Origin of the sequence: Flavobacterium magnesitis (assembly GCF_041729735.1) — a bacterium.
In the GTDB taxonomy this organism is placed as follows: domain Bacteria; phylum Bacteroidota; class Bacteroidia; order Flavobacteriales; family Flavobacteriaceae; genus Flavobacterium; species Flavobacterium magnesitis.
In genome coordinates this window covers 100,738-118,359 of sequence record NZ_JBCFQK010000004.1, presented here as the reverse complement: position 1 = coordinate 118,359, position 17,622 = coordinate 100,738, and the positions used below count along the sequence as shown (strand labels likewise).

Below are 17,622 nucleotides of genomic sequence, written 5' to 3'. Positions count from 1 at the left end.
GGTTTTTCCGTGCTTTTATAAGCTTTTTAAAGCTTGCTTAATAATGGATTCTACAGATGCATCTGGATCCTCTTTTACAATTTTATCTATTACTTTTTCTGAAGCTTTTTTAACAAATCCTAAAACTTCTAATGCAGATAACGCTTCATCTCTATTCGTATTGCTTTGTGATATAGAAACTTCGTCCAAATCGTACAATTTTAATACTTTTTCTTTTAAATCTAAAATTACTCTTTGTGCCGTTTTACTCCCTATCCCTTTGATTGACTGAATTGTACCTACATCGCCAGAAGCTATTGCATTAGTAATTTGTTTTGGGTCTAATGAAGATAACATGGTTCTTGCAATACCCGCTCCAATTCCGGAAACAGATAACAACAATTTAAAAATCTCTCGTTCGGATTTTTCAACAAAACCAAAAATAGTATGTGCATCTTCTTTAATTTGAAGATAAGTGAATACTTTTATAAAATCAGAAGTAGGAAGCAAGGAATAAGTATGTAACGAAATATGAACCTCATAGCCTACTCCGCCACAATCAATAACAAGCTGTGTTGGCGATTTTTCAACAAGCTTCCCTTGTAAATGTGCAATCATCTGGTAATAATATATTATTTATTTTGAATTGTATTTTTAATCTCTTTTTCTTGAGCATCAATAACCGTAATTGTTGCCATATTAACCATTTCTTCTACACTAGCTCCTAATTGAAAAATATGAACTGGTTTCCCCATTCCCATCATAATAGGACCTATCGAACCCGTTTTGTACAATTCTTTCATTAATTTATAGGTAATATTAGCCGAATCAAGATTAGGAAAAACCAAAGTATTTACTTTTTTTCCAGCCAATTTAGAGAACGGAAATTTTTGGCTCAACATTTCAGGATTCAAAGCAAAATCCGCCTGAATTTCTCCATCAACAATTAAATCAGGATGATTTTCATGCAAATAAGCCACGGCATCTCTTACTTTTGATGCTTTTTGATTAATTGAAGAACCAAAATTAGCATAAGAAACCATTGCGATAACAGGTTCTACTCCAAAAATTCTAGCTGTTTTAGCCGTCATCAATGCAATTTTAACCAAATCTTCAGCCGATGGATCAATATTAATTGCCGTATCCGATAAAAACATAGGGCCTCTGGAAGACATCATCATATTAGTTGTAGCAACAATCGATGCATCAGAATCCTTATCAATTAGTTGCAACATGGGTTTGATTACAGTAGCATAACTTCTGGTATAACCTGTTACCAATCCATCAGCTTCTCCAGTGTTCACCATCATCGCGGCAAAATAATTGCGTTCTCGCATTAGTTTTTGCGCATCTAATAAAGTGATTCCTCGTCTTTTTCTAGATTGCCAGTAAGTAGTTGCATATCTATTTCTTCTCGAATTTTCTTCAGCTGCTTTAGGATCAATAATTTCGATATCAGCATCAAAACCCAATTCCGCTTTTAACTCCTGAATAATTTCTTTATCTCCCATCAAAATAGGAAACCCCACTCCTTCCTCATGAACAATTTGGGCTGCTTTTAAAACATCCAAATGATCTGCTTCTGAAAACACAATTCGTTTAGGAGCCATTTTAGCTCGATTGGTAATCAAACGAACCATTTTATTATCATTACCTAATCGCTCTGTAAGCTCTTCTATGTATTTATTCCAATCCGAAATAGGATTCAAAGCTACACCCGAATCCATTGCTGCTTTGGCAACAGCCGGAGAAACAACACTAATCAACCTAGGATCAAATGGTTTAGGGATAATGTATTCTTTTCCAAAAACTAATTTGGTAGCACCATAAGCCACATTTACCTGTTCTGGCACCGATTCTTTAGCCAAAGAAGCTAATGCTTTAACCGCTGCCATTTTCATTTCTTCGTTAATCTTGGTAGCACGAACATCTAGTGCGCCTCTAAAAATATAAGGAAATCCAAGAACATTATTCACCTGATTAGGATGATCTGATCTTCCTGTAGCCATAATTACATCCTTGCGGGTTGAAATCGCCAAGTTATAATCAATCTCTGGATTAGGGTTTGCCATTGCAAAAACAATCGGATTACTAGCCATACTCGCCAACATTTCTGCTGTCATAATATCCCCAGAAGACAATCCAATAAATACATCAGCATTATTAATTGCCTCTACTAAACTAATAGCTTTAATATCCTGAGCATACTTTTGTTGTAAAACAGAAAGCGAAGGATTGTCTTTTGTCAAAACACCTTTGCTATTAAACATTAAAATATTTTCTTTTTGAACTCCAAGCAAGACATATAAATCAGCACAAGCTAAAGCAGCAGAACCTGCTCCAGAAATGACCATTTTAATATTTTCTGGTTTTTTAGCGGCTAATTCCAATGCATTGATTAAAGCAGCTGCCGAAATAATGGCAGTTCCGTGTTGATCATCGTGCATTACAGGAATATTCAACTCTTCTACTAACCTGCGTTCAATTTCAAAAGATTCTGGCGCTTTAATGTCTTCCAAATTAATTCCTCCAAAAGTGGGAGCAATATTTTTTACTGTTTGGATAAACTCTTCAACATTTTTAGTATTGACTTCAATGTCAAATACATCAATATCTGCAAAAATCTTAAACAACAAGCCTTTACCTTCCATTACTGGCTTAGAGGCCTCGGGTCCGATATCTCCAAGTCCTAAAACAGCAGTTCCATTGCTAATTACAGCAACCAAGTTTCCCTTAGCCGTATATTTATAAACATTATTAATATCCTTTGCAATTTCTAAACAAGGTTCAGCCACACCCGGAGAATAAGCTAATGACAAATCTCTTTGAGTAGCATAGTTCTTTGTTGGTACAACTTGAATTTTACCAGGAGTTGGTTCGGCGTGGTATAATAAGGCTTCTTTTCTTTTGCTATCTTTATCCATTATGGCAGTTTTATCTTATACACAAAGATAGAAGTCTTAACTTAAAAAGTTAACATTTTCATAATTCTTTTATAAAAAACTAATTATTAGTCACATAAAAAAAGCTGCAAAGAACTTGCAGCTTGAATATATACTTTAAAACTGAAATTAAAACTTAAGATTGGGTTCCGTTAATGTAAGAATCGAGGAGTTGAATTGTTTCTTTTTGCTTTTCTATAATCGATTTTACCACATCTCCAATAGAAATTAATCCTATTACTTTATCATCTTCAACCACTGGTAAATGTCGAATTCTTCTTGAAATCATCATTTCCATACAATAATCCAAATCATCTGTAGGCTGAACTGTAATTACTTTACTAACCATAATTTCGTTCACCAAAGTATTTTTGGACGATTTCCCTTTAAGGACAATTTTTCGAGCATAATCTCGCTCAGACAAAATACCTTTTAATTGGCCTTCTTCAATAATTAATATTGCACCAACATTTTTCTCTCCCATTACCTTAATAGCATCATAGACGCTAATAGAAGAAACAATTGAATACACATTGCTTCCTTTTGTGCTTAATATTTGATTTACAGTCATATTGATAATTTTTTAAGAACTATAAATATATAAAAAAAAGTTAAAAAAGCAGAAATAAATAATTTATAATTTCGTTTTACAACTGTTTTTTTATTGCTTCAAAAAATTGACATTTCGCTTCAAGCCTTCGAATTTGGTTCTTTTAACGGGCGAATCTTTAAAAACAATTTTAAAAGTTTCTTCAGTCATTTCTTCCCAATCCTTTTTAGTCATCGAAAGTAAAGCCGGATTTGGATTAAACAAAGGTTCATTATGACTTTTCGAAAATCGATTCCATGGACAAACATCCTGACACGTATCGCAACCAAAAACCCAATCATCAAAATGACCTTTCATTTCGGCAGGAATATTTTCTTTAAGCTCTATAGTAAAATACGAAATACATTTACTTCCATCTACAATATATGGAGCTACAATGGCCTGTGTAGGACAAGCGTCAATACAAGCAGTGCAGCTTCCGCAGTGATCTGTTGTAGCATAATCATATTCTAAATCCAAATCGATAATTAATTCAGCTATGAAATAAAAAGAGCCTACTTTTTGTGTCAGCAGATTGCTATTTTTCCCAATCCAACCCAAACCGCTTTTAGCAGCCCAGGCTTTGTCTAAAACTGGAGCAGAATCAACAAAAACACGACCTGAAACTTCTCCGATATTTTCTTGAATAGAGAAAAGCAATTCCTTTAATTTTTCTTTGATTACAAAGTGATAATCCTTACCATAAGCATATTTCGAAATTTTGAATGAATCCTGAATTTGCTCTTTTTCGGGATAATAATTAAGCAAAAGCGACACCACACTTTTAGCATCATCAACCAGCAATGTCGGATTGAGGCGTTTGTCGAAATTATTCTCCATATACGCCATTTGCCCATTATGGTTTTTATTCAACCAATTTTCTAATCGAGGAGCTTCTTCTTCCAAGAAACCTGCTTTAGATATACCACAAGACAAAAATCCGAGGCGTTTGGCTTCGGATTTTATGAATGAAGTATAGCGGGAAGCTTGAAGTTGGGAGCTGGAAGAAGCCATTATTATTTAAATTTCGTTTTGAATGCAATAGTCATGTTCATCAAATCAAACGAGTCTTTATATAATTTATCAAAAAACTCATTACTAATATAACCTCTTCTTTTTGCTTTATATAAACAAGTAACAACTTCAGCTAACGATCGAACGGAATAGATCAAAAACCTACTAAATTCAGGATTAGACTGTTCGATAGCTCCTTCAGAAATATTTAAAGCAACAGAATCCGAAGCTCTTAACATTTGAGACGAAAGATTATACATTTCATGCTTAGGAAAGTCTTTAATAATAGAATTAATCTCTTCTCCAAAATCCATAGATTTCTGCCAGATAATTAATTTTTCGAATTTAAAACTCATGATTTTATTTTTATTGTGGGAAGTTGGAAGTAGGGAGTTAGAAGTTTAAAAGAGGGGTTTCTTAATTGTGGATTACTTCCAACTCCCTACTTCCCTCTTCCATCTCCTCACTAAAACAATCCTCCTTGAATATTATTTCTAACTTTTCCTAAATGTTTATAAGCCTTATCGGTCACTTCACGACCACGTGGTGTTCGCATAATAAAACCTTCCTGAATCAAAAATGGTTCGTATACTTCTTCGATAGTTTCGCTACTTTCAGAAACAGCAGTTGCCAAAGTACTCAATCCTACAGGACCACCTTTAAACTTATCGATGATGGTATTTAGTATTTTATTATCCATTTCGTCTAATCCGTGTGCATCTACATTCAAAGCTTGTAATGCATATTTCGAAATTTCAATATCAATAGTTCCATTTCCTTTTATCTGAGCAAAATCACGAACCCTACGTAATAATGCATTGGCTATTCTAGGCGTCCCTCTGCTTCTACCAGCAATTTCAATTGCCGCTTCCATAGAAATAGGCATTTTTAAAATAGAGGCACTTCTTTGTACAATGGTAGTCAACAATTCTACTGTATAATATTGTAGTCTTGATGAAATTCCAAAACGAGCACGCATTGGAGCAGTTAAAAGTCCTGAACGAGTGGTTGCTCCAATTAAGGTAAAAGGATTCAAGTTAATTTGAACCGTTCTTGCGTTAGGTCCCGATTCAATCATGATATCAATTTTAAAATCCTCCATTGCCGAATACAAATATTCTTCAACTATAGGGCTTAAACGATGTATTTCGTCAATAAACAAAACATCTCTTTCTTCAAGATTAGTCAACAAACCAGCTAAATCTCCAGGCTTATCCAATACTGGACCAGAAGTTATTTTGATTCCTACTTCTAACTCATTTGCTAAAATATTAGCCAATGTAGTTTTCCCTAATCCTGGAGGACCATGAAACAAAGTATGATCCAAGGCTTCGTTTCGTTGATTTGCGGCAGCAACAAAAACCTTAAGATTTTCTAAAACCTGATCTTGACCAGCAAAATCATCAAAACTAAGTGGTCTCAATCTTTTTTCAAGATCAAGTTCTTCAGGATTGTATCCCTTTGTTGTTGGGTCTAAATTTTCATTCATGTAACAAAGATAGAAAATACAATTAAATACCAATTTTTAAAATTCCAAAATGACACTGAGTCTTTTTGGAATTTGGAATTTTTTATTTGGAATTTCTTAACTCTATAAAACAAAAAAGACCCTCTTTTCAGAAGGTCTTTTGTAAAATATTTTAGTGGTGTAAAACTGATTCACCTGGTTTCATTGGAACCGTTTGAGGCACGAAATCATCTTCGTGTTCTGGGTTACTGTAATCGTAAGCCCAACGGTGAACTTCTGGAATTTCTCCTGGCCAGTTACCATGTATGTGTTCTACTGGAGTTGTCCACTCTAATGTAGTAGACCTCCATGGATTTTGAACTGCTTTCTTACCGTAGAAAATACTACTAAAGAAGTTATACAAGAATATCAATTGGAAAACTCCACCTACTAATGCAAAAACAGTAATCAATACGTTTACGTTTTGTAAATCATCAAATAATGGGAAGTTCGTATTTGTATAATAACGTCTTGGTAAACCAGCTAATCCAATAAAGTGCATTGGGAAGAAAACTCCATAAGCACAAACTGCTGTAATCCAAAAGTGTACATAACCTAAGTTCTTATTTAACATTCTTCCAAACATTTTAGGGAACCAGTGGTAAATACCAGCAAACATTCCGTAAAGTGCAGAGATACCCATTACTAAGTGAAAGTGAGCAATTACAAAATAAGTATCGTGAACGTTAATATCTAAAGTACTATCTCCTAAAATGATTCCTGTTAAACCTCCAGTGATGAAAGTTGAAACCATTCCGATAGAGAACAACATCGCAGGATTCAATTGTAAGTTACCTTTCCATAAAGTTGTAATCCAGTTAAACGCTTTTACAGCAGATGGAATTGCAATCAATAATGTTGTAAAAGTAAATACAGATCCCAAGAAAGGATTCATACCTGAGATAAACATGTGGTGACCCCAAACAATAGTTGACAAGAATGCAATTGCAAGAACTGACATGATCATCGCTCTGTAACCAAAAATTGGTTTACGAGAGTTTGTTGCCATAATTTCAGAAACAAGTCCCATTGCAGGCAAGATTACAATATATACTTCAGGGTGTCCTAAGAACCAGAATAAGTGTTCAAATAAAACAGGAGACCCTCCTTGGTAATGTAAAACTTCTCCAGCGATATAAATATCAGATAAGAAGAATGAAGTACCAAAACTTCTATCGAAAATCAATAATAAAGCTGCTGACAACAATACTGGAAATGAAATAACACCAATAATAGCTGTTACAAAAAATGTCCAGATTGTAAGCGGAAGTCTAGTCATAGACATTCCTTTAGTTCTCAAATTGATTACAGTAACAATATAATTTAAAGATCCCATTAATGAAGATGCAATAAATATAGCCATAGATACTAACCAAAGTGTCATACCTGTTCCTGAACCAGGAATAGCTTGTGGTAATGCACTCAAAGGAGGATAAATTGTCCACCCTGATGAAGCAGGCCCAGATTCTACGAATAAAGAGAATAACATAATTACAGCTGAAATAAAGAACAACCAATAGGATATCATGTTCATAAATCCAGATGCCATATCTCGTGCACCAATTTGAAGTGGAATAAGTAGGTTACTAAAAGTACCACTTAAACCGGCTGTAAGTACAAAGAATACCATTATCGTACCGTGAATTGTCACTAAAGCAAGATAAACATCATTAGCCATTACTCCTTCTGGAGCGAATTTATCACCTAATAAAACATTAAATATTTTAAAAGATTCTTCTGGCCAAGCTAATTGCATTCTAAAAAGCAAAGACATACTAATACCAATAACCCCCATAATAATACCTGTAATAAGGTATTGCTTAGCAATCATTTTGTGATCAATACTAAATATGTATTTAGTAATGAATGTCTCTTTATGGTGGTGTTCGTGTTCGTGATCGTGAGCGTGATCGTGACCTTCTGCTGACATATATTATACTTTAAATTTTCTTAATAAATTATTTCATAACAACTTTCTCAGCTGCTACTGTATCAATTGGTTGTTCTGTACCTTCAGTTGCTGCTGGTTCTTCAGCAGGTTTTTCTAATGAAGCTTTTACTTGACTAACAAGTGATGCTTGACTAGCTAACCATTTTTTATAATCTTCAGGTGTATCAACTATAATTTTCATTTGCATGTTATAGTGAGATGCACCACAAATTTTATTACAAAGCAACAAGTAATCAAAAGTATACGGATCTAAACCTGATTCTCCTTTTGCAATTAACTCAGCACTTTTCTTTGCTCTTAAATCATTAATATGAGAAACTTTCTCAATCATATAAGGCAAATCTCTGTATTCAGCTGTAGTGTAAATTGGCGTAAAAGCAAATTCAGTTACCATACCAGGAACACAGTTCATTTGAGCTCTAAAGTGAGGCATATAAGCCGAGTGCAAAACGTCTTGAGAACGGAACTTGAAATGAATTTTTTTCCCTTTAGGAATATGTAATTCACTAACTACGATATCATCTTGAGCATTTGGATCAGCTAAATCAACTCCTAAAGTATTTACTCCTTGAATATAACGAACATTAGCTTTACCTAAAACATTATCTTCTCCAGCTATTCTTGCAGTCCATTTAAATTGTTGTGCGTAAACTTCAATTTCAATTACTTCTTCGTCTTCATCAACAAACATAATATTTGTCCAAGCATACAATCCGTAAAGAATCAAACCAGCCAAAACTACTGCAGGAATAATACTCCACAATGCTTCTAATTTATTATTATCCGCAAAATATAAGGCTTTTTGATCTTTTTTACCTTTGTATCTAAAAGCAAAATAATGCAATAAAACTTGTGTAATTGCCTGAACTGTAAAAATTAAAATCCAAGTAATATTCATCAAATTATCTACTTGTCCTCCGTGTTCTGAAGCTGGTGTATGCAGAGGTAAATTCCCCCAAGCAATCAAACCATATATTGTAAAAATATATAAGAATGCTAAAAACCCAAACATCAAATACCCTTGTACATTATTATCTTTATCATTAGCCACTTGAGAACTATCTGATGTAGAACCTACTTGAGTAAGGTCGAATATTTTAGTCAATTGCCATAAAGCAACAGCTAATAAAACTAAAACTATAATTACCAACAAACTTGTCATCTGTTTATCTCTTTAAAAATTAATAATGAAAATGTTTACTTTCTTCGATATAAGGATTTCTTTTTGCTAATAAAGGAACTTTAGTTAATGCTGTAAATACAGTAAAAATAAACAACCCAAGGAAGAAAAGAACTGATGAGATTTCAGAAACACCAATAAACCATTGATCACCAACTGTTGCAGGCATAATCATATTAAAGAAATCAACATAATGACCTAATAAAATAACAGTTCCAGCCATTACAATTACCCATGAAATTCTCTTGAAATCAGTATTTAAAAGGATTAACAATGGGAAAACAAAATTCATAACAACAGCTCCAAAGAAAGGCAAGTTATACAATTCTATTCTTGTAATGAAATAAGTGATTTCTTCAGGAATATTAGCATACCAAATCAACATAAATTGAGAAAACCATAAGTAGGTCCAAAAGATACTGATACCAAACATGAATTTAGCTAAGTCATGAATATGACTTGTATTTACATATTCTAAATATCCTTTAGATTTTAAATAAATAGTTACCATAGCAATCAATGTGATACCACTTACAAAGAAACTTGCAAATACATACCATCCAAATAATGTAGAGAACCAGTGAGGATCAAACGACATAATCCAGTCCCAAGACATAATAGACTCAGAAACGATAAAGAATACTAAGAAACCTGCTGATATATTAAAGTTCTTTTTATAAAAACTATTATCATTTGCTTCATCTTGTGCTAAACAGTTTTTTCTTGAAAAATGACGGTAAACATTCCATCCAATTAAGAAAATAGCAGCTCTAACAATCCAGAAACCAAAATTTAAATAACCTGCTTTACCAGCAATCAATTTATCATAATTAGCACTTGTAGGATCTGTTACTCCATCAGCCATCCATGTAAAAAGATGATTAAAATGCAAACCACATAAAACTAATAAAATAAAAAATAAAACTGAACCATAAGGAAGGTAAGCTGTTATACCTTGCATAACTCTAAATAAAACTGGAGACCAACCTGCTAGTGCTACTTGTTGAATAGCGTAGAAAACTAAAGTTCCCATTGTTATTAATAAGAAGAAAATACAAGCAACATATAAAGCAGCCCATGGCTTATTTTGCAATTGGTGCAAAACGTGAGTCAAATGCTCTTCGTGTTCAGCATGTGCATCAGCTTCACTTTCAGCAGCATGTTTTGTTGTTGCGTGATCTGCTTCATGAGCTGGTTTAGCTTCTTCATGATGTGCTTCACCGTGACCACCGTGTGATGATGCAGAAAGGATATTCTCAACTTCATGAATATCTTTAGGTGCGTTAAAAAAACCATAACCTATTCCTAATATACCAACGGCCATTAAGATAAAAGAAAAAGTTTTTAATTTACTTGAAAATGTATACATATCTATTACGATCAGTTTGTTCAACAATTATAATTGGCTTCTAAGTTTTAGAACGTAGTCAGCAACTAACCAACGCTCATGACTACTTAATTGATTTGCATGAGAACCCATCGCATTTAAACCATACGTCTCAACATGAAAAATACTTCCCTCAGTGATTTCTCTATCTTTATAACTAGGAACCCCAAGAAATTTTTCTCTCTCAACTAATTTTCCTTTACCATTACCAGTTGCACCATGACAACTGACACAATAGATATCATAAAGTACTTTTCCTTTGTCAGAATTTCTATCTAATGAATCTAGTGGTGATTTTAAATTAGCTTTAGCCAATTCATATCCAGCAGTAGAGTTTTCATATTCATAAGGTTCAAAACCTCTATTAATACTACCTTGAGCAGGAAGTTGACCTTCTTGACCATTTGCGAAAGCTTTAGACTCTGAATAAGTTTCATAGCCTACTGACTCATACATATTTGGAAAATACTGATAATTCGGCGCTTTATCATTATGGCATGAAGCTACTAATATAGTAATGCCTAACAATAGTGTTATTTTATATACCCTTTTCATATCTAAATTAATTCTTTTCTATTACTTTAACTTCTACAGCACCTGTATTTTTGAAAAAAGAAACCAATTCTTCTTCATTATCTTTAATAGCAATTTCCATTAAGAAATGATCATCTGTAGTTCTAACATCTGGATTTTCAGCTTTCTTAAAAGGCCATAATTTACTTCTCATATAAAAAGTAATTACCATTAAGTGGGCAGCAAAGAATACAGTCATCTCAAACATAATTGGTACAAAAGCCGGCATATTTTGAATATAACTAAAACTTGGTTTACCTCCAATATCCTGAGGCCAATCATGAATCATAATATAACTCATCATGAAAGTTGCAAAAGAGATACCAACACATCCATACAAAAAGGCGCAAATTGCTAATCTTGATGGTGCTATTCCCATAGCTTTATCCAAACCGTGTACTGGGAATGGAGTAAAAACTTCTTCAATATGATGATGAGCTGCTCTGGTTTTCTTAACCGCATTCATCAATACATCATCGTCATTATAAATGGCGTATATTACTTTATTACTCATGGTGTGAATCTTTATTTGCTTCTCTTTCTCTTATGTAATTATCTCCTGTTGCTTTTAATATTGTTTTAACCTCTGCCTGTGCAATTACTGGGAAAGTTCTAGAATACAATAAAAATAATACAAAGAAGAAACCTATTGTTCCAATGAAAATTCCAATATCAACAAATGTTGGCGAGAACATTGTCCAAGAAGATGGTAAGTAATCTCTATGTAGAGAAGTTACAATAATTACAAATCTCTCAAACCACATTCCTATGTTTACAACAATCGAAATCACAAATGAAAACATAATACTTGTTCTTAATTTTTTAAACCACATAAATTGTGGAGAAAAAACGTTACAAGTCATCATTGCCCAATATGCCCACCAGTAAGGTCCAGTAGCTCTATTCAAGAATGCATATTGTTCGTATTCTACACCTGAATACCAAGCTACAAATAACTCAGTGATATAAGCAACACCTACAATAGAACCTGTAATCATGATGATAATATTCATCAATTCTATATGTTGTAAAGTAATGTAAGCTTCTAGATTAGATACTTTTCTCATAATGATAAGCAAAGTATTTACCATTGCAAATCCAGAGAAAACCGCTCCAGCAACGAAGTAAGGAGGAAAAATTGTAGTATGCCATCCTGGAATTACAGAAGTAGCAAAGTCCATAGATACAATTGTATGTACAGAAAGTACAAGAGGAGTTGCTAAACCAGCAAGTACTAAAGATACTTCTTCAAAACGTTGCCAATCTTTTACTCTACCGCTCCATCCAAAACTTAAGATAGAATATACTCTTTTATTAAATGGAGTTATCGCTCTATCTCTAAGCATTGCAAAGTCAGGTAACAGACCAGTCCACCAGAAAACTAGCGATACTGATAAATAAGTTGAGATTGCAAATACATCCCAAAGCAATGGCGAGTTAAAGTTAACCCATAATGAACCAAATTGATTTGGAATTGGCAATACCCAGTAAGCTAACCAAGGACGTCCCATGTGAATGATTGGAAACAAACCTGCTTGAACTACAGAAAATATTGTCATTGCTTCTGCCGAACGGTTAATCGCCATTCTCCATCTTTGACGGAATAACAATAATACTGCAGAAATTAAGGTTCCAGCGTGACCGATACCAACCCACCAAACGAAGTTAGTGATATCCCAAGCCCAACCAACTGTTTTATTTAATCCCCATGTTCCAATACCAGTAGACACGGTGTAAACGATACATCCTATTCCCCAAAGGAAGGCTGCTAAAGCGATTGTAAACACAATCCACCAATGTTTATTCGCAACACCTTCAACAGGCGCCGCTACATCTACTGTTACGTCGTGATAAGTTTTATCACCTATAACTAAAGGCTTTCTAATACTAGAGTCGTATATATGAGACATATTCCTTTATATTGATTTTAAATTTATTTCTAAGTGTTTCTAACTTTTACGTGATAAACCACATTTGGTTTTGTTCCTACATGCTCTAATAAGTGATAAGATCTTTCATCAGCGGCTAACTTAGCTACTTTACTTTCCTTATCATTTACATCTCCAAAAATCATTGCTCCACTAGAACAAGCAGCTGAACATGCCGTTTGAAACTCACCATCTACAACTTCTCTTCCTTCTTTTTTAGCATTCAAAATAGTAGCTTGTGTCATTTGGATACACATAGAACATTTTTCCATAACTCCACGAGAACGAACGTTAACATCTGGATTTAACACCATACGCCCTAAATCGTCATTCATGTGATAATCAAACTCGCTATTTTTATTGTACAAGAACCAGTTAAAACGACGTACTTTATAAGGACAGTTGTTAGCACAGTAACGAGTACCAACACATCTGTTGTATGCCATGTGGTTTTGACCTTGACGACCATGAGAAGTAGCAGCAACTGGACAAACTGTTTCACAAGGTGCGTGGTTACAGTGTTGACACATTACTGGTTGGAAAGCAACCTGAGGATTATCTCCTGCTTTTTCCATTTCATTAAAAGTAGACAATGAACTAGACAATCCAGCAATACCTTCTTTTCTTTCATTATCTCCTTCAAAAGTACTTTCAGAAGAATAGTATCTATCAATACGCAACCAGTGCATATCACGGCTTCTTCTTACTTCTGATTTCCCTACTACAGGAACATTGTTTTCAGCATGACAAGCAATCACACAAGCTCCACAACCTGTACAAGCATTTAAATCGATAGAAAGATTAAAGTGATGTCCTACAGAACGATCAAAAGATTCCCATAAATCTACCGAAGTTGCTTCAACTTCTTTGTGATCTAAAGATACTTTTGGAGTTTCGTTCCAAATTTTAGAATCCTTAGTATTAAAGATTTCTAATGAAGTTTCTTTAATAATATCACCTCTACCCATCAATGTTTTTTGACCTTGAACACAAGCAAACTCGTGTTCTCCGCCAGCTTCAACTAATTCAACTGATTGAACGTCGTTAAAACCTTTATATAAAGCATAAGCATTAATACCTACTTGCATTTCTTCTTTTAAAGCCGCTTTACGACCATATCCTAAAGCTAAACCTACTGTTCCAACAGCTTGACCTGGCTGAACAATAACTGGTACCTTTTCTAATTTTGTACCATCAGCAGCTGTAATTGTAACATAGCTACCATTCAAACCACCATTTGCAACAATTTCATTAGATAAACCTAATGTTTTTGCATCAGCATTAGAAACCGTTACATAGTTATCCCAAGATACTCTTGTAATTGGATCTGGAAACTCTTGCAACCAAGGGTTATTTGCCTGTTGACCATCACCCATACCTGTTTTAGTATACAATACTAATTCTAATCCAGCAGCAACTTTAGACTTAGCTAATTCTGCAGCTGCAGAAGCATAATCAGCAGTACCACCTGACAAGGCTTGAGGAGCACCTACAAACACACCATCGTGTAATACTTTATTCCAAGTTGAACCTGCAATAAATGATGATGAATAAGATTTTAAATAATCGTAGTATGTTCCAGTAAGACCACTAATAGACATCAAAACATCTTGAAATTGTTTTGTGTCGAATAACGGACGAATTGTTGGCTGTGTTAAGCTATAAGTTCCTTTAGTTAAAGCTAAATCTCCCCATGCTTCTAAGTAATGAGGAACCGGAGCAGCAATAGTTGCAATTACAGCAGTTTCATCTTCCTTAATAGATAAAGCAACAGAAGTTTTTACTTTCTTTAGCCCTTCAACAAAAGAAGCCGAATCAGCTAAAGTATAAACAGGATTAACTCCACTCATAATCAAAGTATGAACGCTACCTGCTTTCATATCATTAACTAACTGAGCTACTTTTTCATCAGAACCTTTTCTTATTTGTCTTGATCCAACTAAAGTAAAAGCTTCACTAGCTAAAACCTGGTTGATTGCCAAAACTAATAATTGTGCATTTTTATCTTGGATACCCGAAACCAAAAGCCCTTTAGAACCCGCAGCTTTTAATTGCTGAGCGGCTTTAGTAACTTCTGCTTTAAATTCAGGTGCCAGGTTTACATTAACTGCTGAACCTGTAATTACATTATATATATGTACTAATGCTTGTTTTTGATTCGCAACCGACATCGGTAAACGCTTATCAGCAGCAGCACCAGACAAAGTCATATTAGCTTCTAATTGGAAATGACGAGACATTTTTCCGTTTTTCGGAATTCTACCTTGTGCATATCCTGTGTCATATCCTCCACCTTGCCAGTCTCCTAAGAAATCAGCTCCAACAGAAACGATAAGAGAGGCTTTTGAGAAATCATAATCTACTAAAGCTCTTTCTCCATATACTGCTTCAAATGCATCCAAAGCTGCTGATGAAGAAACTGCATCATAAACTACATGTTTTGCATTTGGATTTGCAGCAATAAAATCTGCAATTAATTTTTCAGTAGAAGGACTTGCTAAAGTATTTGTCAATAAAACTACTTGACCGCCTGTAGCTTTTGCATCAGCAATACTTGATTTAATTCTTGAATCAACTGCTGCCCAAGAAGAAGTTTTAGCATCTACTTTTGGCGCTTTCAAACGCATATTATCATACAATGACAATATTGAGGCATGAATTCTAGCATTTGCAGCAAATTTAGCTCCAGCAATAGTATTATTATCTATTTTAATAGGACGCCCTTCACGTGTTTTAACAAGTAGATTTGCAAAATCAAAACCGTCAAAAACAGAAGTTGCATAATAATCAGCTACTCCAGGAATGATTTGCTCTGGCTGTAATACATAAGGAATCGACTTGTTCACAGGACCTTCGCATGCTGCAAGTGTAGCTGCTGCAGTACTAAACCCAACGTACTTTAGAAAATCACGTCTTGAAGTTGAAGAAGATGACATCGCATCGGCATTCCCTAAAAATTCATCCGTAGGAATAGCTTCAACAAACTCGTTATTTCTAAGCGCCTCAACAATAGAACCATTTTCTAGTTCCTCAACACTTTTCCAGTATTTTTTGTTTGATGACATTGTATATATATATTAAAATCTTAATAATTTGATTAATAGTGGCATTTTCCACATTCTAAACCTCCCATTTGTGCTTCAGTCAATTTCTCCACACCATATTTCTTAGAAAGTTCTTCATGTATCTTAGTGTAATACCCATTCCCCTCCATTTTAACGTCAGTTTTTCTGTGGCAATCAATACACCAACCCATCGTTAATGGAGCAAATTGTTTTTGAATTTCATAAGTTTCAACAGGACCGTGACAAGTTTGACACTCAATTCCTCCAACAGTTACGTGTTGTGAGTGATTGAAATAAACAAAATCAGGTAGATTATGAATACGAACCCATTTAACAGGTTGTGTTTTTCCAGTATAGGCTTGAGTTGTTTTATCCCAACCCACTGCATCGTATAATTTTTGGATTTGTGCATCGTAGAATGCTTTACTGTACTCAGGAGTAGCAGTAGCATCAGCAACTTCAGAAATATTTTTATGACAGTTCATACAAACATTTAAAGAAGGAATACCTGCATTTTTACTAACTCTGGCTGCAGAGTGACAGTATTTACAGTTGATCTCATTATCACCAGCGTGGATTTTATGAGAAAAATGTATTGGCTGAATTGGTTGGTAATTTTGATCAACACCTACTTGCATGAAGTAACCATAAACAAAATAACCACTAGCTAATAATAAGAAGATAGAAGTAACCAATACTAAAAATTGGTTTTGAACAAAAGCTTTCCAGATTGGAGTACGCTCAGCTTTAGGAGCAACTTCAATACCATTTGCTTTAGCTACTTTTGTTAATACATTATTAACCATTACTAGCATTACAACTAACACTACTAAAACTAATGCAAGAACTCCTAATATTACATTATTAGAACTTCCACTTCCCTCAGCCTGAGGACCAGTTGGCAACACAGCAGTTCCTGCAGCAGGCTCAGCTTTAGGCTCTGAAGTATAAGCTAAAATATTATCAATATCTTCTGTTGATAATTGAGGAAAAGAAGTCATTACTGATTTATTATTTTCTTCAAATATTTTAACAGCAACAGGATCTCCCGACTTAATCATGTCAGAACTATTATGAATCCACTTATAAAGCCATTCTGTATCGTGTTTTTCAGCAACTCCTCTAAGAGCAGGACCTGTTGACTTTGCATCAAGCTTATGACACGCAGCACAATTAGAATTAAAAAGCGCCTTACCTTTTACAGGGTCACCACCAGCTGTTGCAGCTGCCGGAGCCTCGGTTTCCGCTGCAGGAGCAGCATCTTGCGCAAATGAAGAGAAGGAAAAAGCCAGCATTAATGCTAAACTTAAAAATATTTTCCTTGAGTTCGAATTATGGTTACCCACCTTTTTCATAAAGTATAATGATTATCTACTAAAAATTGGCACAATTTTTTATACTACAATTCCATATAAAAACGTCCCTTTATTTTAAACTTCGACAAAAATACGACTTAAGAACTATTCTCAAAACCCTAAAACAACTCAAACAACAATTTATATTTATT

At 34.3% G+C, this 17,622-nt stretch carries 14 protein-coding genes; all 14 read right to left on the bottom strand.

Annotated elements, in window-relative coordinates; genetic code table 11:
* Positions 1 to 15 precede the first annotated feature (15 nt).
* Positions 16 to 597 carry a Holliday junction branch migration protein RuvA gene (ruvA, locus tag AAGV33_RS04475; protein ID WP_373390750.1) on the bottom strand — a complete coding sequence of 194 codons (582 nt, stop codon included), beginning with the start codon at positions 595 to 597 and terminating at the stop codon, positions 16 to 18.
* A 14-nt stretch (positions 598 to 611) separates the two neighbouring features.
* The gene (locus tag AAGV33_RS04470) at positions 612 to 2,903 is read right to left on the bottom strand and encodes an NADP-dependent malic enzyme (RefSeq protein ID WP_373390749.1); all 2,292 of its coding nucleotides are present in this window, start codon (positions 2,901 to 2,903) and stop codon (positions 612 to 614) included.
* Positions 2,904 to 3,057: 154 nt separating this feature from the next.
* Positions 3,058 to 3,492, bottom strand: a complete 435-nt coding sequence (locus AAGV33_RS04465; RefSeq protein WP_373390748.1) for a CBS domain-containing protein — start codon at positions 3,490 to 3,492, stop codon at positions 3,058 to 3,060.
* 90 nt (positions 3,493 to 3,582) lie between these two features.
* Entirely contained in the window at positions 3,583 to 4,524 is a 942-nt protein-coding gene (queG, locus tag AAGV33_RS04460; RefSeq protein WP_373390747.1) for a tRNA epoxyqueuosine(34) reductase QueG, read from the bottom strand.
* Between the two features lie 2 nt (positions 4,525 to 4,526).
* Positions 4,527 to 4,880, bottom strand: coding sequence for a four helix bundle protein (locus AAGV33_RS04455; RefSeq protein ID WP_373390746.1), 354 nt, complete (start codon positions 4,878 to 4,880; stop codon positions 4,527 to 4,529).
* Between the two features lie 110 nt (positions 4,881 to 4,990).
* Positions 4,991 to 6,013: a Holliday junction branch migration DNA helicase RuvB gene (gene ruvB / locus AAGV33_RS04450; RefSeq protein ID WP_373390745.1), complete on the bottom strand. Its 1,023-nt coding sequence runs from the start codon at positions 6,011 to 6,013 to the stop codon at positions 4,991 to 4,993.
* 151 nt (positions 6,014 to 6,164) lie between these two features.
* The gene (locus AAGV33_RS04445; RefSeq protein WP_373390744.1) at positions 6,165 to 7,961 is read right to left on the bottom strand and encodes a cytochrome c oxidase subunit I; all 1,797 of its coding nucleotides are present in this window, start codon (positions 7,959 to 7,961) and stop codon (positions 6,165 to 6,167) included.
* A gap of 28 nt (positions 7,962 to 7,989) precedes the next feature.
* Positions 7,990 to 9,144, bottom strand: a complete 1,155-nt coding sequence (locus AAGV33_RS04440; protein ID WP_373390743.1) for a cytochrome c oxidase subunit II — start codon at positions 9,142 to 9,144, stop codon at positions 7,990 to 7,992.
* Positions 9,145 to 9,163: 19 nt separating this feature from the next.
* Positions 9,164 to 10,531 (bottom strand): quinol:cytochrome C oxidoreductase, encoded by a 1,368-nt coding sequence (locus AAGV33_RS04435; protein WP_373390742.1) that lies wholly within the window; start codon positions 10,529 to 10,531, stop codon positions 9,164 to 9,166.
* A 27-nt stretch (positions 10,532 to 10,558) separates the two neighbouring features.
* The gene (locus AAGV33_RS04430) at positions 10,559 to 11,104 is read right to left on the bottom strand and encodes a c-type cytochrome (RefSeq protein ID WP_373390741.1); all 546 of its coding nucleotides are present in this window, start codon (positions 11,102 to 11,104) and stop codon (positions 10,559 to 10,561) included.
* Between the two features lie 7 nt (positions 11,105 to 11,111).
* Complete coding sequence (locus AAGV33_RS04425) at positions 11,112 to 11,636, bottom strand: DUF3341 domain-containing protein (RefSeq protein ID WP_373390740.1); 525 nt, start codon at positions 11,634 to 11,636, stop codon at positions 11,112 to 11,114.
* On the bottom strand, positions 11,629 to 13,032 hold the full coding sequence (gene nrfD / locus AAGV33_RS04420) for an NrfD/PsrC family molybdoenzyme membrane anchor subunit (RefSeq protein WP_373390739.1): 1,404 nt from the start codon (positions 13,030 to 13,032) through the stop codon (positions 11,629 to 11,631). The genes AAGV33_RS04425 and nrfD overlap by 8 nt, the downstream gene beginning before the upstream one ends.
* Before the next feature lie 29 nt (positions 13,033 to 13,061).
* Positions 13,062 to 16,115: a TAT-variant-translocated molybdopterin oxidoreductase gene (locus AAGV33_RS04415; protein ID WP_373390738.1), complete on the bottom strand. Its 3,054-nt coding sequence runs from the start codon at positions 16,113 to 16,115 to the stop codon at positions 13,062 to 13,064.
* A gap of 32 nt (positions 16,116 to 16,147) precedes the next feature.
* Complete coding sequence (locus AAGV33_RS04410) at positions 16,148 to 17,470, bottom strand: cytochrome c3 family protein (RefSeq protein WP_373390737.1); 1,323 nt, start codon at positions 17,468 to 17,470, stop codon at positions 16,148 to 16,150.
* Positions 17,471 to 17,622 lie beyond the last annotated feature (152 nt).